Origin of the sequence: Pseudoduganella flava (assembly GCF_007830495.1) — a bacterium.
GTDB lineage: Bacteria > Pseudomonadota > Gammaproteobacteria > Burkholderiales > Burkholderiaceae_D > Rugamonas > Rugamonas flava.
Genome location: NZ_VLKW01000020.1, coordinates 23,426 through 43,721, shown reverse-complemented (window position 1 = coordinate 43,721; position 20,296 = coordinate 23,426). Strand labels below are relative to the sequence as shown.

The following is a 20,296-nucleotide window of genomic DNA, read 5'->3' as shown; positions in this document are numbered from 1 at the left end:
CACCAATCAGCCGATACCGGTGCAGTGGGCGATCTTTTCCATCGGTATTGCCCCCTATCGAGTACCTTCCAGATGACCAAGTGCGGAAGGTGAGCAAGCTGGGCTACATCTCGTACCGCAATCAATCCTTTTTCGTCGGGGAAGGCTTGTATGCCGAACTGGTGGCAATCCGCCCAACCGGTACCGACGGCGTCCTAGAGGTCTATTTCTGCAAGCACAAAGTCCGGCAGATAGACCTCCAGAATCCATCGTAAGATACGGCTTCAATGTGTAACCCATGTCTCCCGACATGTGTTACCTATGTCCCCCGACCATACACCCGGCGGGTCTGACCCTGGGCCTTGCTTCTCGGGTTCAAACTCGGCCGGCGACGCGCAGCGTTTTACAAGCCCAGCCCCTTGCCGAGCCCCGTCAGCGTCGCCACCCCCAGCGCCACAAAGATCACCGCCGCAATCCCATGCACGACCTTCAGGTTCACGGCAGTGGCCGCACGCTTGCCGAGGTAAACCGCCGGCACGTTCGCCAGCATCATGCCCAGCGTGGTGCCGGTGACGACGGCAGCCAGGTCGTCGAAGCGGGCTGCCAGCGCGACGGTGGCGATCTGCGTCTTGTCGCCCATTTCGGCCAGGAAGAACGCGATCAGGGTCGCCGTGAAGACGCCGTAGCGGCCGGCGGGCGCGTCGTCCTCGTCGATCTCGTCCGGCACCATGATCCACGCGGCCATCGCGATGAAGCCGATACCCAGGATCCAGCGCAGCGCGGCAGGGCCCAGCAGTTCGGTGAGCCAGGTGCCGACGGCGGCGGCGCAGAAGTGGTTGACGACGGTGGCGACAAAGATGCCCGCGACGATCGGCAGCGGACGGCGGAACTGGGTGGCGAGGACGAAGGCGAGCAGCTGGGTCTTGTCGCCGATTTCAGCAAGGGCGACGATGCCCGTCGAGACGAGGAAGGCTTCCATATGGGTGGCTGGGGGGCCGGACGTTAACCAAGGATCCATGGGCAACCCCGGCCCCGTGTCATCAGTATCGGCCGCCCGTGGATCATTGGTCTCGCCAGGCCGGGCGCCACGTCCGGTCGCAGACCGGGACGGCGCGGCCACCTGCGCCACGGTCATGCGGACCGATTATGTTGACGCAGGTTCTACCCGTGCCGATGGCGGCAGGGGCAGGAGGCTACTCCCCAAAGAACGGGCGCCATGATAGCAGAGTTGCGCGCCGGCGGGCGCCGATTTTGTCGCCGCGCTTGTGCTATCCTCCACCGCGCCCGCCCCGGCGATCCCGGCGCCGGCCCTTCGTCACTTACAAAGGAAGCACATGCGAACACCTTCGATGCGCCTGGCGATATCCGCCGCGCTGGCCCTGCTGGCAACGGCGGCCCACGCCCAGGACCCGCTGAGCTATGCCCGCTACAACGAGGTCCGCACGACCGACCTGCACCTGGACCTGAAGGCGGACTTCGCCCGCAAGACATTGGCCGGCTATGCCGAGCTGACGCTGAACTGGCTGGACAAGAATGCCCGCACCCTGGTACTCGATACCCGGCAACTCGCGATCGCGCGCGTGCAGGTGCAGAACGATAACGGCACGTGGGCACCCGCCTCGTACATGCTGGACAAGGCCGACCCGAAGAAGGGCCAGGCCCTGCGCATCTCGCTGCGCCGCCAGCCGAACAAGGTGCGGATCTACTACCACACGGCGCCTACCGCCAGCGCGCTGCAATGGCTGACGCCCGTGCAGACGCTGTCCGGCAAGCGGCCGTTCATGTTCAGCCAGTCCGAGACGATCGACGCCCGCTCGTGGGCCCCGGTGCAGGACACGCCGGCCGTGCGCTTCACGTACAGCGCGCGCATCGATGCGCCGGCCGGCATGCGTGTCGTGATGAGCGCCGAGAACGACCAGCAGGGTACCGGCAAGGGCGGCTGGTCGTTCCGCATGCCGCAGCCGATTCCGTCTTACCTGCTCGCCATCGCGATCGGCGAGCTGGATGTGAAGAACGTCGGTCCCCGTTCCGCCGTCTACGCGGAACCGGGCCGCATCGACGCCGCCGCGTTCGAGCTGGCCGATACCGAGAAGATGATCGCCGCCGCGGAAGGGCTGTACGGCCCGTACCGGTGGGGGCGCTACGACATGATCGTGCTGCCGCCGTCGTTCCCGATCGGCGGCATGGAAAACCCGCGCATGACGTTCCTGACGCCGACGATGATCGCCGGCGACCGCAGCCTGAACGACCTGATCGCCCATGAACTGGCGCACTCGTGGTCCGGCAACCTCGTCACCAACGCATCGTGGAAGCACTGGTGGCTGAACGAAGGCTTCACCACTTACGTCACCACCCGCATCATCGAGGTGCTGTACGGCGCCGAAGTCGCGGAAATGAACCTGCAGGTCGAGCAGGAAGAGGCGCTGGCGTCGCTGAAGGACATCCCCGTCGCGAAGCAGGCCTTGCTGACGCGCGACCCGGACGTCAACCCGGACACCTACACGGACGAAGGCCTCGCTTACCCGAAAGGCGCGTGGTTCCTGCGCACGCTGGAGCAGCGTGCGGGCCGCGAGGTGTTCGACCCGTTCCTGCGCGGCTGGTTCGACCAGCATGCGTTCCAATCGGCGACGACGGAGCAGTTCCTGGCCTACCTGCGCGCGAACCTGCTGGACAAGCACCCCGACGTGATGCCCCAGGCGGAGCTCGACGAATGGCTGTACGGCCCGGGCATCCCGGCGTCGGCACAGCGCGTCGTGTCGCAGCGCTTCGTTGCCGTCGACGCCCAGCGCGACGCATGGCTGCGCGGCGAACAGGTAACGGCCGACCTGACAGCGCGCGGCTGGACCGCCGCCGAGTGGATGCACTTCCTGAACGACATCGACCGCAAGGCCAACGCGGCGCAGCTGCGCGAGCTGGACCAGACCTTCGGCCTGAAGACCAGCAAGAACAACGAGATCGCGTTCCGCTTCTACCTGGCCGCCGTGCACGCGGGCTACGACGTGCGCGAGCCGCTGAACGCCTTCCTGATGAGCGTGGGCCGGCAGAAGTTCGTCGTGCCGCTGTACACCGCGCTGCTCGCGAAGCCGGACGATGCGAAGTGGGCGAAGGACGTGTATGCGAAGGCCCGGCCGCGCTATCACCCGGAAACCCAGAAGTCCGTCGACAAGCTGCTGAAGAAATAACGGAGTCACGATGCTGCTGAAACACCCCATCGCGGCGCTGGTGCTGTGCGCCTGCGCTTCCCTGGCCGCGCCCGTGCAGGCGTTCGACGATGTCGCCGCCAGCACGGCGGCGGCCGCGCCGGCGCAGGCGTTCGATCTGGAGCGCGACGTCAACCGCGTGCTGAAGACGTTCGATGTGCCCGGCATCGCGATCGCCATCGTCAAGGACGGCAAGGTACTGGCCGCGCAAGGCTTCGGCGTGCGCAAGCTGGGCGACCCGGCACCCGTCACGGGCAAGACGCTGTTCGAGATCGCGTCGAACTCGAAGGCGTTCACCGCCGTCGCGCTGGCCCAGCTGGTGGACGAGGGCAAGCTGAAATGGGACGACCCCGTCATCATGCACCTGCCGGACTTCCGCATGTACGACGCCTATGTGACGCAGGAGATGACGATCCGCGACCTGCTGACGCACCGCAGCGGCCTGGGGCTCGGCGCCGGCGACCTGCTGTGGTGGCCGACGACGACGTTCTCCACGGACGAGATCATCCACAACCTGCGCTACGTGAAGCCGGCCACGAGCTTCCGCGCCAGCTACGCCTACGACAACCTGCTGTACATCGTGGCCGGCCGCATCATCGCGCAGAAGACGGGCAAGAGCTGGGGCGATGCGGTGCGCGAGCGCATCCTCGCGCCGCTGGGCATGACGGGGACGACGACCAGCGTGGCGGCGATGCTGCGCGCACCCGATTACTCGGCGCCGCACAGCCGCATCAACGGCCGGCAGTCCGTCGTCAAGCCGATGCCGGTCGAGAACGCGATCGGCGCCGTCGGCATCGACACGAACGCAGAGGACATCGCCAAGTGGATGAATGCGTTGCTGGCCGGCGGCGAGCTGGCGAACGGGCAGCGGCTGTTCTCGGCCGCGCAGGGCAAGGAGATCTGGACGCCCGTCACGCCGATGAAGATCGCCGAGCCGAAGCCGGCCTTGGCCGCGACGAAGGCGAACTTCAACGCGTATGGGCTGGGCTTCAACATCCGCGACTACCGCGGCAAGAAGCTGGTGCTGCACGGTGGCGCGCTGCAGGGCTTTTACTCGCGCGTGCTGATGGTGCCGGAAGAGAAGCTGGGCGTCGCGATCTTCACCAACGCGGAAAACAGCGGCTCGATGACGGCGCTGCAATGGCGCATCCTCGACCATTACCTGGGCGCGGCGCCCACCGACTGGATCGGCATCATCGCCGCCCAGGAGCAGGAAGAACACCGCAAGGAACTGGAAAAGGTCGGCAAGGCCGTGGCAAGCCGCGCGGCGGCGTCGAAGCCTTCGCTGCCGCGCGCGGCGTACGACGGCGAATACACCGACCCGTGGTACGGCAAGGTCGTCATCCGTCACGACGGGGCCCGGCAGATCGTGTCGTTCACGCGCACGCCGGACCTGACGGGGGAGCTGGAGCACTTCCAGCACGATACGTTCATCGTGCGCTGGAAGGAGCGTAACTTCAACGCGGACGCCTACCTGACGTTCGCGTTGAATCCGGACGGTTCGATCGAGCGGGCCAAGATGGCCGCCGTGTCGGCGGAAACGGACTTCAGCTACGACTTCCACGACCTCGTGCTGACGCCGGTAAAGGCGGGGCAGAGCGCACAGACGGCGCCATAACCGGCAGGCGGGAACAGCTCGAGAACCGGGCTTCCCGCCCGGCCGCCACGATCGCCGGATGAGTGCAAAAAACACAACACCCCGATTGTCGGCCCGGCCAGCCGGGCGTAAGCTTGCAGGTCCGTCGCCGACCTGAGGGGACTATCGTTGGTTTTTCGGTTGTAACAGTGAGTTTCAGTGAGACTGTTTCATGTGCAAATGCAGCATAATCACGAGGTTGTCATAAAGTGAAGGTTGCTTCCGCATGAATGAGCTGATGTTATCGGTGGTCGCCGTGTGCGGCTCCATGGTCGTGGGCTTCATCGCCTTTTGCAGCTTGATGAGCCGCTTCCAGCGCAAATAAGACCAGCGGCCGCGCGCCCTCCGCGCGGCCGCTGCGTATCAACTCCCGGATCAACTCCCGGATCGACTCCCCGTCACGGCTTCACGAACTTCAGCGTCATCCGGTCGCTCTCGCCGATCGCACGGTATTTGTCCGCATCCACGTCCTTGTTCGCCAACGTCGGCGGCAATGCCCATACGCCGCCCTTGTGGTCCGCCGTGTCCTTCGGATTCGCGTTGACCTCGGACTTCGCCGCCAGCTTGAAGCCGGCCGCTTCCGCAATCTTGGTCACGTAGGCTTCATGCACGTAGCCGGTCGACGCCGTCGCGTCCTGCTTTTTCGACGCCGGCAGGCGATGGTCGACGACACCGAACACGCCGCCCGGCTTCAACGCGTCATAGGCGCTCTTGAACACAGCCTTCAGGCGGGCATCGCCATCCTCCGTCCAGTTGTGCACGTTGCGGAACGTGAGCACCATGTCGGCGCCGCCCTTCGGCGCATAGTTGAACACGCCGTTGGACGGTTCGAAGGCGCCCAGCTGCACCTTGCCGTAGACCGCCGGGTTCGCATCGAGGCGCTGCTTGAACCGCTCGCCGGACCTGGCCACGATCGGCGTCTTCGATTCCGGCGTCGCGCCGGCGGCGATCAGCTTGCCGCGCTCGCGCAGGTAGGGCGCGAGGATCTCCGTGTACCAGCCGCCGCCGGGCGACAGTTCGACGACCGTCATGTCCGGCCTGATGCCGAAGAACGTCAGCGTTTCGTACGGGTGGCGGTAGACGTCCCGCTTCACGTTCTCCGGGCTGCGGTGGCTGCCGGCGATGGCGGCCTTCAGCGCGTCGTCGGCCAGCGCGGGCGCGCTGACGGTTGCGGCCAGCATGGCGGCGGCGAGAATACGTTTCATGCGATCTCCTCATAACGATATGCGCGGCGGTCGCCGCGTGCGTGGATGATGTGCAATAAAGACAAGCGGGTCAAGTGTCCGGGCGGACGACCGCCGGACAGGTGCGGACACCTCCGGCACCCCGCGCACCGACCTGCGCCGGCCTGTTGTCGTGATTTCCTCGTGGCACAAATATTGCGTTCTCGTGGCCTCGTTTTGCTGGTAAGGTTGCAATGCCGTATAGACAACGCCGGCAATCAGAACACGCAGTCCCTCTATCACTTTCGGAGACTCCATGGAACGACGTGCATTTCTCAATCTTGCTCCGCTGGCTGTCGGCACGATGCTGCTGACGCCGTTCGGCCGCGTGATCGCGGCCGAAGACCTGCTCAAGCCGGTCGATACGAAGTTCAGAAAAACCCTGGCCGACACGGCGCTCGGCGCGGCCACGCAGGCCGGCGCCAGCTACTGCGACGTGCGCATCGGCCGCTACCTGAACCAGTTCATCATCACGCGCGATCGCAATATCGAGAACGTCACGAACACGGAGTCGGCCGGCGTGGGCGTGCGCGTCATCGCCAACGGCGCATACGGCTTCGCCGCGACGAACGACATGAGCCCGGACGGCGTCGCGGCCGCCGCGCGCCAGGCCGTCGCGATCGCGAAGGCGAATGCGAAGCTGCAGTCCGAACCGGTGCGCCTTGCACCAACCCCGGGCGTCGGCGAGGTGAGCTGGGCCACGCCGTACAAGAAGGATTGGCGCGCGGTGCCGATCAAGGAAAAGGCCGACCTGCTCCTGGCCGGTAACAAGGCGGCGCTGGATGCCGGCGCGTCGTTCATGCAATCGATGCTGTTCCAGGTGAACCAGCAAAAATACTTCGCGTCCACCGATGGCTCGTACATCGACCAGGACATCCACCGTCTGTGGCTGCCGTTCAGCGCCACCGCCGTGGACAAGGCCAGCGGCAAGTTCCGCTCCCGTTCCGGCCTGTCGACGCCGGTGGGCATGGGTTACGAATACTTCGACGCGCGCAAGGAAGACAAGTTCCAGGCCGCCGGCGGCGTCGCCACGTTGTACCGCAATTCCTACGACCTGATCGAGGACGCGCGCGCGGCCGGCAAACAGGCCAAGCAGAAGCTGACGGCGAAGTCCGTCCAGCCGGGCAAATACGACCTGGTGCTGTCGCCTGAACACCTGTGGCTGACGATCCACGAATCCGTCGGCCACCCGACGGAACTCGATCGCGTGCTGGGCTACGAGGCGAACTACGCGGGCACCAGCTTCGCCACGCTCGACAAGTGGCAGTCGAAGACCTTCAAGTACGGTTCGCCCCTGGTGAACATCTTCGCCGACAAGACGACGCCCGGCTCGCTGGGGGCGGTCGGCTATGACGACGAAGGCGTCAAGTGCAAGCGCTGGGACATCATCAAGGACGGCGTCCTGGTCAACTACCAGGCCACGCGCGACCAGGCCCACATCATCGGCGAGAAGGAATCGCACGGCTGCTCCTATGCGGACAGCTGGAGCAGCGTGCAGTTCCAGCGCATGCCGAACGTGTCGCTCGCGGCGGGCAAGAAGAAGCTGACGCCGGACGAAATGATCAAGGACGTCAAGAAGGGCATCTACATCGTTGGCGACGGCTCGTTCTCGATCGACCAGCAGCGCTACAACTTCCAGTTCGGCGGCCAGCTGTTCTACGAGATCAAGGACGGCAAGATCACCCAGCCCCTTGAGGACGTGGCCTACCAGGCCAACACGCAGGAATTCTGGAACGCGTGCACGGCGATGTGCGATGAGCGCGACTGGCGCATGGGCGGCTCGTTCTTCGACGGCAAAGGCCAGCCCAGCCAGGTCAGCATCGTGTCGCACGGCTCCGCCACGAGCCGCTTCAACGGCATCAACGTGATCAACACCGCCCGCAAGATCGGCTGAGAGGAACGCCCATGAAGATGTTGAACCAGGAAGAAACCAAGCGCATCACCGACAAGGTACTGTCGCTGACCAAGGCCGACGAATGCGTCGTGACGATGCTCGGCAACCGCACCGGCAATATCCGCTATGCCCGCAACGCCGTGTCGACGGCCGGCCTCGTGGAAGACACGCAGCTGGCCGTGTCGGTCGCCTACGGCAAGAAGCAGGGCACGGCGAGCATCAACGAATTCGACGACAAGTCGCTGGAAAAAGTGGTGCGCCGCGCGGAAGACCTGGCGCGCCTGGCGCCGGAAAACCCCGAGTTCATGCCCACGCCGGACAAGGCCGAATTCCGCGCCACGCAAACGTTCAGCGCGAAGACGGACGCCATCGACCCCGAGTACCGCGCCCAGGTGGCCGCGTACAGCATCGAGGCCTGCAAGAAGAACAAGCTGGTGGCAGCGGGCTTCTTCACCGACCAGAGCGCGTTCGAGACGATCGCCAACTCGAAGGGCGTGTTCGGTCACCAGCAGCGCACCGGCGTCGACTTCACGTGCACCGTGCGCACGGAAGACGGCCGCGGTTCGGGCTGGGTGCGCCGCGATGCGAACGACGTGGCCAGGTTCGACCCGCGCGAAGCGGCCGACGTCGCGATCGAAAAGGCGCTGCGCTCCGTCGATGCGAAGGCACTGGAGCCGGGCCGCTACACCGTCATCCTCGAGCCGGCCGCGTCGGCCGACCTGATGGCATTCATGTTCGGCAGTTTCGACGCACGCAGTGCCGACGAAGGCCGCAGCTTCCTGTCGAAGAAGGGCGGCGGCAATCGCCTGGGCGACAAGCTGTTCGACGAACAGGTGAACATCTGGGCGGACCCGTGGGACAAGGACGTACCCGTCATGCCTTGGGATGCCGAATCGCTGCTGCCGCGCGAACGGATGGACCTGATCAAGGACGGCAAGGTCGCCAACCTGGGCTATTCGCGCTACTGGGCGCAGAAGATGGGCAAGCGCGCCATCGCCACGCCGGGCAACATCATCATGGCCGGCGGCAGCAAGTCGACCCAGGAGCTGATCGCCAGCACGAAGAAGGGCATCCTCGTCACGCGCACGTGGTACATCCGCATGGTGGACCCGCAATCGGTGTTGCTGACGGGCCTGACGCGCGACGGCACGTTCTACATCGAGAACGGCAAGATCAAGCACCCGATCAAGAACTTCCGCTTCAACGAAAGCCCGGTGACGATGCTGAACAATATCGACGAACTGGGCAAGCCGGAAGTGCTGGCCGGCGACGAAAGCCCGTTCCAGCTGCTGGTGCCGGCGATGCGCGTGCGGGACTTCAACTTCACCAGTTTGTCGGACGCGGTTTAACGTACCTTGTGAGTTGATGCAGTAAGCAGAACCAAAGGCAGAAACTGGGGTCAGGAAGGAGTGCTGGCCAGCAGGCCAGCACCGCTTTGCCGGCGGAGAGCATGCTCTCCGAAACCCCGGCAAAGCCCCGCCGGGTCTGACCCTGGCCTCTCGCATTTTGGGTTGAAGCATGCGTTTCATAGCGCACGCCGAGAAATTCTTTAGGAGTAGCAGTGGAAAGACGTACCTTCTTAAAAATCGGCGCCGCTGCCGGCGGCACGATGATCGTTCCCGTGTTCGGCAATGCGATCGCCGCCGAGCAGTTGAGCAACCCGATGGCCGTGCAGTTCAAGAAGTCGCTCGCCGACGCGGCGATGAATGCCGCCACCAAGGCCGGCGCCACGTATTGCGACGTGCGCGTCGGCCGCTACCTGAACCAGTTCATCACGACGCGCGACCTGAACGTGGAGAGCATCGTCAACACGGAATCGTCCGGCGTCGGCGTGCGCGTGATCGCCGGCGGTGCTTATGGCTTCGTCGCCACCAATGTGATGACGGTGGACGCGGTGGCCGATGCGGCGCGCCAAGCGGTCGCGATCGCGAAGGCGAACGCGCGGCTGCAGAGCGAGCCGGTACAGCTGGCGCCCGTGAAGGGCGTCGGCGAAGTGGCGTGGGCCACGCCATTCAAGAAGGACTGGCGCCTCGTGCCCGTGAAGGACAAGGCCGAGATGCTGATCGCCGCGAACAAGGCGGGCATCGCGTCCGGCGCGTCGTTCATGCAGTCGATGCTGTTCCAGGTGAACCAGCAAAAATACTTCGCGTCGACGGATGGCTCGTACATCGACCAGGACATCCATCGCCTGTGGTCGCCGTTCACGGCTACCGCGGTGGACAAGGCCACCGGCAAGTTCCGCACGCGCGACGGCCTGTCCTCGCCCGTGTCGATGGGCTATGAATTCTTCGACGTGCGGCCCGAGCACAAGGTGCGCGCGGCGGGCGGCGTCACCACGCTGTATCACGGCGCTTACGACCTGATCGAGGATGCCCGCGCGGCCGGCCGCCAGGCCAAGGAAAAGCTGACGGCGAAATCCGTCGATCCGGGCAAGTACGATCTCGTGCTGTCGCCCGAACACCTGTTCCTGACGATCCACGAATCCGTGGGCCACGCGACGGAGCTGGACCGCGTGCTGGGCTACGAGGCCAACTACGCGGGCACGAGTTTCGCCACGCTCGACAAATGGCAGTCAAAGAACTTCAAGTACGGCTCGCCGATCGTCAACTTCGTGGCGGACCGCACCACGCCCGGTTCGCTGGGCGCCGTCGGCTACGACGACGAAGGCGTGCCGGCCAAGCGCTGGGACATCATCAAGGACGGCATCCTGGTGAACTACCAGGCCACGCGCGACCAGGCCCACATCATCGGCGAGAAGGAGTCGCACGGCTGCTCGTTCGCCGACAGCTGGAGCAGCGTGCAGTTCCAGCGCATGCCGAACGTGTCGCTCGCCGCCGGCAAGAAGAAGCTGACGCCGGACGAGATGGTGAAGGACGTCAAGAAGGGCATCTACATCCTGGGCCGCGGCTCGTATTCGATCGACCAGCAGCGCTACAACTTCCAGTTTGGCGGCCAGCTGTTCTACGAAATCAAGGATGGCAAGATCACCCAGCCGCTGGGCGACGTCGCATACCAGGCCAACACGCAGGAATTCTGGAATGCGTGCACGGCGCTGTGCGACGAGCGCGATTGGCGCATGGGCGGCTCCTTCTTCGACGGCAAGGGCCAGCCGAGCCAGATCAGCGCCGTGTCGCATGGATCCGCCACGACGCGCTTCAACGGCATCAACGTCATCAATACGGCGCGCAAGATCGCCTGACCGGGAACGATCAATGAAATTACTGGACAAGGAACAAGCCAAGCGCATCGCGGACAAGGTGATGGCGCTTTCGAAAGCCGATGAATGCCGCGTGTCGATCTCCGGTGCGCGCAAGGGCAATGTGCGTTACGCGCGCAACAGCGTGTCGACGGCGGGCCTGATCGAAGACACGCAACTGACGGTGGCCGTCGCCTTCGGCAAGAAGCAGGGCACCGCGAGCGTCAACGAGTTCGACGACAAGTCGCTGGAAAAAGCCGTGCGCCGCGCCGAGGAAGTGGCGCGGCTGGCGCCGGAGAATCCCGAGTTCATGCCGGCGATCGGCCAGCAGGCATACAAACCATCGCAGACGTTCAACCAGAACGCCGATGCGTTCGATCCGGCCTACCGCGCCGAAGTGGCGTTCCAGAGCATCGACGCGGCGCGCAAGAAGGGCCTCGTCGCAGCGGGCTTCTTTTCCGATCACGTGGGCTTCGAATGCATTGCCAATTCGAACGGCGTGTTCGGCTACCAGGAGCTGGCGAGCCTGAACTTCACCGTCACGACGCGCACGGAAGACGGCCGCGGCTCCGGCTGGGTCACCCGCTCCGCGTACGACCCGAAGCAGTTCGACGCGCGTGCCGCGTCCGAGGTCGCCATCGAGAAGGCGCTGCGCTCCGTCGAAGCCAAGGCGATCGAACCGGGCCGCTACACGGTCGTGCTGGAGCCGGCCGCATCGTCGGACATGCTGAACTTCATGTTCAACGCGTTCGATGCACGCCAGGCGGACGAAGGCCGCAGCTTCCTCGCGAAGAAAGGCGGCGGCAACCGGCTGGGCGACAAGCTGTTCGACGAGAAGGTCAATGTGTGGGCCGACCCGTGGGACGCCAACGCGCCCGTACTGCCGTGGGAACAGCAATCGATGATGGCGCGCCAGCGCAAGGACCTGATCAGGAACGGCACGGTGGCCGGCCTGGACGTGGACCGTTACTGGGCGCAGAAGACGGGCCAGACGGCGACGGCCGACCCGGGCAACATCATCATGGCCGGCGGCACGAAGTCGACGGAAGAGCTGATCGCCGACACGAAGAAAGGCATTCTCGTCACGCGCACGTGGTACATCCGCATGGTCGATCCGCAATCGGTGCTGCTGACGGGCCTGACGCGCGACGGCACGTTCTACATCGAGAACGGCAAGATCAAGTACCCGATCAAGAACTTCCGCTTCAACGAGAGTCCCGTCGTCATGCTGAACAATATCGACGAGCTGGGCAAACCAATGCTGATCGGCGATGCGAACGCCCGCTTCAAGATGATGATCCCGGCGATGCGCGTACGCGACTTCAACTTCACGTCGCTGTCGGACGCCGTGTAAGGGGAAACAACGGTGCCGGCCTACGATTTCTACTTCACGCGCCTGACCTACGAGTCGGGCGACTGGGACGTGGACATCCGCATGCCGAGCAACGTGCTCAATTCGCTCGTCGAGTACACCACGCTGAAGGTGGATACCGTCGAGCGCATCGTCGCGCTGGCCGACCCGAAGATGCTGGAAGCACCGTTCTGCTACCTGGCCGGCCACAAGCTGGTGCAGTTCACGGCAGCGGAACGCAAGCACTTCGAGCGCTACGTGAAGGGCGGCGGCTTCGTGTTCGTCGACGACTGCAATCACGACATCGACGGGCTGTTCGCCAAGTCGTTCGAGGCGGAGATGGCGAAGATCTTCGGTGCCAAAGCACTGAAGAAGATCCCGAACAATCACCCGTTGTACACGTGCTTCTTCAAGTTCGACGGCCCGCCCAACACGGGGATGGAGTTGAACGGCTGGGGCGACGACCTGGTGCACGAATACCTGAAGGCGATCGAGGTCAACGGCCGCATCGCGGTCCTGTACAGCAACAAGGATTATGGCTGCGAGTGGGATTACGACTTCCGCAACAAGCGCTGGCTGGCGGTCGACAACACGCGCTTCGCGGTCAACATCATTCAATACGCGTTGGGAGCATAAGTGGGAGGAATTGCGGTGGCGGAGAGCGGCTGGACGGAAGACGAAATCGGCGCGTTGAGCGCGAAGGTAACGGCGCTGCGCGCGAGCATGGGCAGCGTCATCGTCGGGCAGGAGCATGTGATCGAATCGCTCGTCATCTGCCTACTGGCCGGCGGCCATGCGCTCGTCGAAGGCGTGCCGGGGCTGGGCAAGACGCTGCTGGTCAAATCGCTGGCGCAGGCGACGGACATGCGCTTCAACCGCGTGCAGTTCACGCCGGACCTGATGCCCTCCGATATCGTCGGCACCGAGATCCTGGAAGAAGATACCGCCACGAAGAAGCGGGAATTCCGCTTCCAGCAAGGGCCCGTGTTCACGCAGGTGCTGCTGGCCGACGAGATCAACCGCGCGCCGCCGAAGACGCAATCGGCACTGCTCGAGGCGATGCAGGAACGCTCCGTCACGTTCGCCGGTCAGACGCACCAGCTGCCGCGGCCGTTCTTCGTGCTGGCCACGCAAAACCCGATCGAGCAGGCCGGCACGTATCCGCTGCCGGAAGCGCAACTGGACCGCTTCCTGCTGCGCATCGACGTCGGCTACCCGACGGAGGACGAGGAAATCCGCATGGTCTCGGCCACCACGCACGGCGCGCTGAAGGATGCGCCGGCCGCAATGGATGTCGCCACCTTGCTGAAGCTGCAGGCGCTGGTGCGCGAGATAGAGATCGGCGAGCACCTGCTGCGCTACGCGACACGCCTGGTGCGCGCGACGCGCCCGGCCGAAAGCACGGTGGACGCGGTCAAGAAACACGTGGGCTGGGGTGCAGGCCCTCGTGCGGGCCAGGCGCTGGTGCTGGCCTCAAAAGCGCGCGCGCTGATGCATGGCCGCCTGGCCGTCACGCGCGAGGATATCGGGGCGATGCTGCTCCCCGTGCTGGCGCACCGCGTGCTGCGCAACTTCGAAGCGGAAGCGGACGGCATCGCGATGGCCGACATCCTGGACAAGCTGCTCGAACAGATCCATCCCGCCTGACGTAATGCTGCAAGCTCCGGCACTGGTGGCCCATGCCGCCAATCTCGACCTCGTGATCCGCCACGTGCTGGCGGGCCTCGGCCATGGCATCCATGCTGGCCGCGAGCGGGGCGCGGGTGTCGAGTTCTCCGAGTACCGCGCCTACGCGCCCGGCGACGAGTGGCGCCGCGTCGACTGGAAGCTGCTGGCTCGGGCCGACCGGTACTACGTGCGCGAGGCGGAGCGCGACAGCCACGTGGCCGTCTGGCTGTGGCTCGACGCCAGCGCGTCGATGGCGGAACCCAGCCGCACCGTGGCGGGACTCGACAAGCTCGCGTATGCGCGCACCGCGCTGGCGTGCATCGCCGCGATCGCGCAGCGGCAGGGCGATGCATTCGGGCTCGTCATCTGCGTCAACGGCCGGACCGAGGCGATCCAGCCTGCGCGCGGGCCGCGCCAGCTGCAGCGGATCCTGGCCGCGCTGGCGCGCACCGAAGCGGGCGGCGCACTGCCGGACGACGATGCGCTGCGTACGTGCTTGCGCTTTGCCCGCTCACCCGCCGTCGTGTTTGCCGCCGGCGACTGCCTCGACTGGCCGTCGCCATGGTCGCAGGCGCTGGGCCGGCTGCGCGGGCTGCGGCACGACGTGCGGCTGCTGGCGCTCTCCACGCAGGCCGAAGTCGACGGCAGTTTCACGTCCGGGCTGGCGTACCGCGACCGCGAGGGTGACGGCGGCCTGCACCGGCTGCTGGCGACGGACCGTGAAGCATATCGGGCCGCGCGCGGCGCTCACTTCGACGCGGTGGCCGCCGGCTGCCGCCAGCGCGACATCCCGCTGACGCAAGCCCGCATCGAACAACCGCTGGAAGCCGTGCTGCGCGCGTGGCTCCGGCTGCCGGGAGCACGCCGATGACGAGCCTGCAACCGTTGTGGTGGCTCGCGCTGCCCGTGCTGCTGCTGCCGATCCTGTGGCACCGGCAGAAGCGCCAGCGCAGCGCCAGCGAACTGCTGGCCACGGCGCGCTTCCTGCCGTCGACGGCGCCGCAGCTGCGCCGCGTGTGGCGGTGGACCGATCTGCTGTTGTTGGCGTTGCGCCTGCTGCTGCTCGTCGCATTGATCGCCCGGCTCGCGGTGACGATCGTGCCGTGGCGCGGCGATACGGTGCTGGCCGACCCGGCCCTCGACCCGGCATGGGTGGCGCAGCAGGTGCGCTCGGCCGGCATGGAATCGGCGGCGCGCATCGACCTGCCGGCCGATCCGCTGGCGTGGATCCCGCGGCACGAGCACGAGTTCCGGCGCGGCACGCGTCTGCTGGTGTTGGGCCGCGCTGGCACGCTGACGATGCCGGCCGTGCCGCCGGCCTTCCTGCATGCCGTCGACCTGCGCAGCGGGCCGCCTGCCCTGGTGCCGGAGCGGCCGGCATTGCATCGCGTGGTCGTCGCATCGGTCCCCGAACGCGCCGCGCAATGGCGCGCGCTGTTCGCCGCATTCGGCAGCACCGGTGCGCGCTGGAGCGTGGTCGAGGTGCCCGACGACGCCACCGAACTGGTGGTGTGGGATCGAGACGGCACGCCGCCGGCCGAATGGAAAGCGCCGCACTGGTGGCAGGCGGCGCGGGCGCCCGGTGCACGGCAGGTGACCGCGGCGGGACTGGCGCTCAGCTATGCCGACACGCCGCGCGGCCGGTTCTGGAGCGGCTTGCCATGGCCGCCCGCCAGCGAAGCGCAGGCGCATGCCGTGTACGAAGCGTGGAGGCAGGTGGCCGTGCCGCCGCAGCCGTACCCGCTCGCCGCGCTGACCGTGGCGGCAACGCGCGCCACGCCGTTGCCGCTGCCGGGCAAGGAGCCCGCGCACTGGCTCGGCTGGGCGCTGCTGATCCTGTTTGCTCTCGAACGACTGGTGAGCCATGCACGTCGAACCTGATGTGACGGCCGCCATTCGAGGGCAGCTCGACCGCGCGCTGGCGCGCCGGCGTGCGCCGTGGCGCCTGCTGCCGCTGGTGCCGCTGCTGGCCGTCCTGCCGGTCGCCCCGGCTGGCGCGATGGTGCTGTATTCGCTGCTGATCGGCTGGGCGCTGTGGGACATGTACACATGGCGCCGCCGTGCCGCCGCCTGCTGGCCGCAGTGGCTCGACGAAGCGGTGCCCGCGCTGGAAGACAGCAGCGCGTTGCTGGCCCGCGCACCCGGCTCGCCGCTGGCCCGGCTGCAGCGCGCACGCCTGGAAGGCCGGATCGCCGACGTGGGCCGCGCGCAGTACGACGCGATCGCCCGCCGTCACTGCCGCCCCGCGCCGCTGCCGTTCGTGCTGTCCGCGCTGGCCGCCGCCGCGTTGTGGATCGCCCAGCCGGCCGGCAAGCAAGCGCCATCCGCACCCATGAAGGCCGTGCCGGCCACGCGTGCCACAGCGACAGCGATCACAATGAAGATCGCACCGCCGGCCTACACGGGCGTGCGGCCGTACGAAACGGCGCCGCGCGATGTGCAGGTGCTCCAGTACAGCACCGTCACGTGGTGTGGCAGCGCCGTCGAGCTGGGCGACGGCAGCACGCCGCAGGCCAGCGGCGGCTGCGCCGTGTGGCGCGCGGTGGAGTCGGCCACGTGGCGGCCGGCGGACCAGCCGCGCCAGCGCTACACGGTGCGCGTCACGCCCGATCAGCCGCCGGTGGTGACGGTAGCCGCCCCCGTCGAGGCCACACAGGTGCTGGGCCCGAACGCGACCGTGCAGATCGCGGTCGGCGCGAAGGACGATTACGGCATCGCGCGCGCCACGCTGCACATGACGTTGGCACGGGGCAGCGGCGAGAACATCAAGTTCTCCGACCGCGAAGTGCCGCTGCCGCAATCGGCCGACCCGCGCCGGCGCGACTGGAGCAAACGCTGGTCGCTGGCGGAGCTGGGCATGGAACCGGGCGACGAGCTGTATTTCTTCGTGCGCGCCACCGACAACTCGCCCGAGCATCCGCACGTGGCGCAGTCGCCGACGTACACGCTGCGCCTGCCCGGACCGGAAGCGGAGACGCTCGATTCGTCCGCGCTGCCCAGCATGGTGAAACCTGAGAGCCTGCGCAGCCAGCGCCAGATCATCATCGATACCGAGCAGCTGGTGGCGGACCTGCGCGCCAATCCAAAGCTGCCGGCGGCTGCGGTGCGGGAACGCAGCGAAGGCATCGCGGCCGACCAGGCGCAACTGCGGCGCCGCTATGGCGCGTTCCTCGGCGAGGAGTCCACGCTGTTCGGCGACGACGAGCATGGTCATGACGAGCACGGGCAGGAACACGGCGGGGAGCACGGCGGGGAACACGGTGAAGAACATGGCGCCATGTCGGCCGGCACCAATATGGCGAAGATGTTCGGCCACGCCCACGACGTGGAAGACAACGCGACGATCTTCGACCCGCAGACAAAGGCCGTGCTGAAGCGGGCGATCGCGGCGATGTGGGATGCCGAGAAGGCGTTGCGCGCGATCGCGCCCGCCACGGCACTGCCGCCGGAATACAAGGCGCTGGCGGCGATCAAGGAATTGCAGCAGGCCGAGCGCGTGTACCTGCACCGCGCCGCGTTCGAGCCGCCGGCAATCAAGGAGGAGAAGCGGATGACGGGCGACATGGCGGGTGCCGCCGGAACGAAGCGGCCACAGGACAAGGCGATCGACACCGTGCCGGCTGACGTGAAGGCGCTGGTGCAGGCGTTATCAAGCGGCGCACCGCTGCCGGGCGGCTGGAATAGGACGGCGTTGCAGGCCGCCGGTGCGATCGCCGGCGAGGAGGGCCGCCTGGCCGCGCAGCGCGCCGTGCAGGACGTGGCGGACGGCTGCGTGCCATGCCGTCCTGCGCTGGCGGCATGGCTGCGCAGTACGCTGAGCGGCGCGCCCGTCGTCTTGCAGGCGCGCCCGGAAGCGGACACGCCGTTCGCCCGCGCGTGGCGGGAGGCCCGATGAGCGCGGCCGTCTACGCCGCAGCGGGCATCGGCGGCATCAGCGCGCTGCTGTACCTGCGCCGCAAGCGCTGGCTCGATGCGCTGCTGGCCGTCACCGCAGGCGCGGCCCTTGCCGCGATGCTGGGCCTGCCGCCGGAGTCTGCATCGGTGGACACTGTGAAGCTCGATACGGCGGCGCGCGGCGACGCACTGCAGGCAGCGCTGCTCGCCGTGCCGCAAGCCCGCGCCATCGCCGCCACCGGCGACGGGCTGCACGAGGCGCAGTGGCAGGATCTGCCGGCCCGTCCGCTGGCGTGGCAGGCACCGGCTACCGATGCGCTGATGCTGGAGTTCGAACGCACGGTACCGCTGGGCCGCACGTTCGCGCTGACGATCGCACGCAGTGCGCCGCAGCCGGGCTGGCGCCTGCAGCTGCTGGCCGAAAACGGCCAGTTGCTGGACGAGGCAACGGCACAGGGTGCGGCGGCGCGGCTGACGGTGCAATGGCTGCCGCCGGTCGCCGAGCAGCTCGTGCTGCGCGCGCGCGTGCTCGATGCCCAGGGCAAGGTGCTGCAGCAAGGGCCCGTGCCGGTGCGCGTCGTGGAAGCCGAGCCGCTGCGGGTGGCCGGCCGCTTCGGCGCGCCATCGTTCGACACCCGCACGTTGAACGGCCTGCTGGCCGGCAGTCATGCGCTGCTCGACTGGCAAACGGTGCTCGGCAAGGATGTGATGCGCACGGAGACGCCCGCTGCGCCGCTGGGCAATCCCAACCTGGTCGTCATCGATGCGGCCTGGTTCGAACGGCAGGCCGGTGCGCGTGCGGCACTGCTGGCCCAGGTGGCGCGCGGCGTGCCGCTGCTGATCCTGGGCGGCAGCGCGCGCGAGCCAGGCGCATGGCAGGCACTGCGGCCAGCGCTGGCGGCGCAATCGGCGACGACGGAGAAGGATGACGAACGGCGCTTCGACATCGCCGGTGGCAGGCTCGCACTGGCACCTGCGTCGTTCACTCCCACGGCCTGGGCGGTCGCCGCGCGCGACGATGCGGGCAAGCCGTGGCTGTGGCAACGGGACTGGGAAGGAGGGCGCATCCTGTGGCTGGGCGTCGCCGAATGGCACCGCCACGCGATCGCCGCTCCCATCGCGCTGGGACACTGGTGGCAGCGGGTGCTGGATCATGCGGCAGCCGGCACGCCACGCAACATCGTGTGGCGGCAGCCGGACCCGATGCCGCTGCCGGGCTTGCGCACGGAGCTGTGCGCTGCCGGGGTACCGGCAGGTGCCGCCGTCCAAGCCGGTGAACAAAGCTTGCGCTGGCAGCCGCGCGGCGATGGCGCGTGCGTCGCGCTGTGGCCGCGCCAGCCGGGCTGGCTGACAGTACGCAGCGGCGATGCCGTCACGCAGGCTTACGTGTACGGCGCAAATGACTGGCCGGCATGGCAGGCCGGCCTGCGCCGTGCGGCGACGGCGCGCTATCTTGCCCGATCCCCGGCGCGCAGCTTGCCGGGCCCTGGCGTCCCCGGCGCGCCGGCAATGACTTTGCCGGCGTGGCCGTTCGCGCTGCTGGCGATGGCCGCGCTGCTCGCGCTGTGGTGGCGCGAGCGGCGTTGAAGCGGCCGCCGGATCAGGCGCCCCAGCGGCGCACGTGCTCCGGTGCTTCCACCGTGCACTCCGCTGCCGGGACCGGCGTGCCACGGGCCTCGCTCAGCGGCAGCACGCCGGCCCACACGGCCAGGCCCATGTCTTCCGCGTCGTCGTTCGGCGGCCCGTTGCGGGTCTTGCAGGCCGCTTCCGTCAGCGCGATCCGCAGCACGGTGGTGGCCGCGTACTCCTTGTCGTTGCCCGCCCTGACCTGGGCTTGGCGTCCCGGTGCCAGGTGGTCCATGAACGCTTCCAGCGTCACGCGCTTGTCCTCCACCAGTGCGAAGCGTCCGTAGATCACGGCGCTGCGGTAGTTCATCGTGTGGTTGAACGCGGAGCGCGCCAGCACGATGCCGTCAACGTGCGTGATCGTCACGCAGCAGTCCTGCTCCATCAGGCTTTTCAGCATGCGGCTGCCGTTCGAACCGTGGATGTACAGGTGCTCGCCGATGCGCCAGCAGGCCGTCGGGATGCAGTGCGTGCCGTGCGCGTCGGTGAACGCGATGTGGCATACCCAGGCCGCGTCGACGATCGCATGCAGCAGCGCCGGATCGTAGCTGGCGTAGTTGGCGGCACGTTTTACTTGCGTGCGGGCGGATGGCGGGACAGAGGTGTTCATGATCTCCTTTGGTTGGTTG

General features: G+C 67.0%; 15 protein-coding genes, 1 pseudogene and 1 riboswitch. Of the genes and pseudogenes, 13 read left to right on the top strand and 3 right to left on the bottom strand.

Going from position 1 to position 20,296, the window contains the following annotated elements; translation table 11 throughout:
* A pseudogene (locus IP92_RS30345) lies at nt 1-254 on the top strand (IS481 family transposase); the annotation flags it as partial.
* Between the two features lie 128 nt (nt 255-382).
* Here the strand turns inward: IP92_RS30345 and IP92_RS29175 are convergent.
* Nucleotides 383-958: a TMEM165/GDT1 family protein gene (locus tag IP92_RS29175; protein WP_145882120.1), complete on the bottom strand. Its 576-nt coding sequence runs from the start codon at nt 956-958 to the stop codon at nt 383-385.
* Nucleotides 959-1,078: 120 nt separating this feature from the next.
* Nucleotides 1,079-1,193: riboswitch (yybP-ykoY riboswitch) on the bottom strand.
* A 120-nt stretch (nt 1,194-1,313) separates the two neighbouring features.
* On the opposite strand from IP92_RS29175, the gene IP92_RS29170 reads away from it, so the two are divergent.
* Both IP92_RS29170 and IP92_RS29165 read left to right on the top strand, forming a co-directional pair.
* A complete protein-coding gene (locus IP92_RS29170; protein ID WP_145882110.1) occupies nt 1,314-3,161 on the top strand; it encodes a M1 family metallopeptidase in 1,848 nt (615 codons plus the stop codon).
* Between the two features lie 10 nt (nt 3,162-3,171).
* The gene (locus IP92_RS29165) at nt 3,172-4,797 is read left to right on the top strand and encodes a serine hydrolase (RefSeq protein ID WP_145882108.1); all 1,626 of its coding nucleotides are present in this window, start codon (nt 3,172-3,174) and stop codon (nt 4,795-4,797) included.
* 416 nt (nt 4,798-5,213) lie between these two features.
* Here the strand turns inward: IP92_RS29165 and IP92_RS29160 are convergent, their stop codons facing one another.
* Nucleotides 5,214-6,020, bottom strand: coding sequence for a class I SAM-dependent methyltransferase (locus IP92_RS29160; RefSeq protein ID WP_145882107.1), 807 nt, complete (start codon nt 6,018-6,020; stop codon nt 5,214-5,216).
* A gap of 274 nt (nt 6,021-6,294) precedes the next feature.
* On the opposite strand from IP92_RS29160, the gene IP92_RS29155 reads away from it, so the two are divergent.
* The 10 genes from IP92_RS29155 (at nt 6,295) to IP92_RS29110 (ending at nt 19,628) form a co-directional block, all read left to right on the top strand.
* Nucleotides 6,295-7,932 carry a TldD/PmbA family protein gene (locus IP92_RS29155; protein WP_145882105.1) on the top strand — a complete coding sequence of 546 codons (1,638 nt, stop codon included), beginning with the start codon at nt 6,295-6,297 and terminating at the stop codon, nt 7,930-7,932.
* A gap of 11 nt (nt 7,933-7,943) precedes the next feature.
* Nucleotides 7,944-9,281 (top strand): TldD/PmbA family protein, encoded by a 1,338-nt coding sequence (locus IP92_RS29150; protein WP_145882103.1) that lies wholly within the window; start codon nt 7,944-7,946, stop codon nt 9,279-9,281.
* 212 nt (nt 9,282-9,493) lie between these two features.
* Nucleotides 9,494-11,131 (top strand): TldD/PmbA family protein, encoded by a 1,638-nt coding sequence (locus IP92_RS29145; RefSeq protein WP_145882101.1) that lies wholly within the window; start codon nt 9,494-9,496, stop codon nt 11,129-11,131.
* 13 nt (nt 11,132-11,144) lie between these two features.
* A complete protein-coding gene (locus tag IP92_RS29140; RefSeq protein ID WP_145882099.1) occupies nt 11,145-12,482 on the top strand; it encodes a TldD/PmbA family protein in 1,338 nt (445 codons plus the stop codon).
* Between the two features lie 12 nt (nt 12,483-12,494).
* On the top strand, nt 12,495-13,115 hold the full coding sequence (locus tag IP92_RS29135) for a DUF4159 domain-containing protein (RefSeq protein ID WP_145882097.1): 621 nt from the start codon (nt 12,495-12,497) through the stop codon (nt 13,113-13,115).
* On the top strand, nt 13,116-14,126 hold the full coding sequence (locus IP92_RS29130) for an AAA family ATPase (protein ID WP_371860995.1): 1,011 nt from the start codon (nt 13,116-13,118) through the stop codon (nt 14,124-14,126).
* 4 nt (nt 14,127-14,130) lie between these two features.
* Nucleotides 14,131-15,018, top strand: coding sequence for a DUF58 domain-containing protein (locus tag IP92_RS29125; RefSeq protein WP_145882095.1), 888 nt, complete (start codon nt 14,131-14,133; stop codon nt 15,016-15,018).
* A complete protein-coding gene (locus IP92_RS29120; protein ID WP_145882093.1) occupies nt 15,015-16,028 on the top strand; it encodes a hypothetical protein in 1,014 nt (337 codons plus the stop codon). Before IP92_RS29125 ends, IP92_RS29120 begins: the two co-directional genes overlap by 4 nt.
* Complete coding sequence (locus tag IP92_RS29115; RefSeq protein WP_145882091.1) at nt 16,012-18,042, top strand: DUF4175 family protein; 2,031 nt, start codon at nt 16,012-16,014, stop codon at nt 18,040-18,042. Before IP92_RS29120 ends, IP92_RS29115 begins: the two co-directional genes overlap by 17 nt.
* Nucleotides 18,039-19,628 (top strand): hypothetical protein, encoded by a 1,590-nt coding sequence (locus tag IP92_RS29110; RefSeq protein WP_145882090.1) that lies wholly within the window; start codon nt 18,039-18,041, stop codon nt 19,626-19,628. The genes IP92_RS29115 and IP92_RS29110 overlap by 4 nt, the downstream gene beginning before the upstream one ends.
* A gap of 13 nt (nt 19,629-19,641) precedes the next feature.
* On the opposite strand, the gene IP92_RS29105 is transcribed toward IP92_RS29110, so the two are convergent.
* A complete protein-coding gene (locus IP92_RS29105) occupies nt 19,642-20,277 on the bottom strand; it encodes a pyridoxamine 5'-phosphate oxidase family protein (protein WP_145882088.1) in 636 nt (211 codons plus the stop codon).
* Nucleotides 20,278-20,296 lie beyond the last annotated feature (19 nt).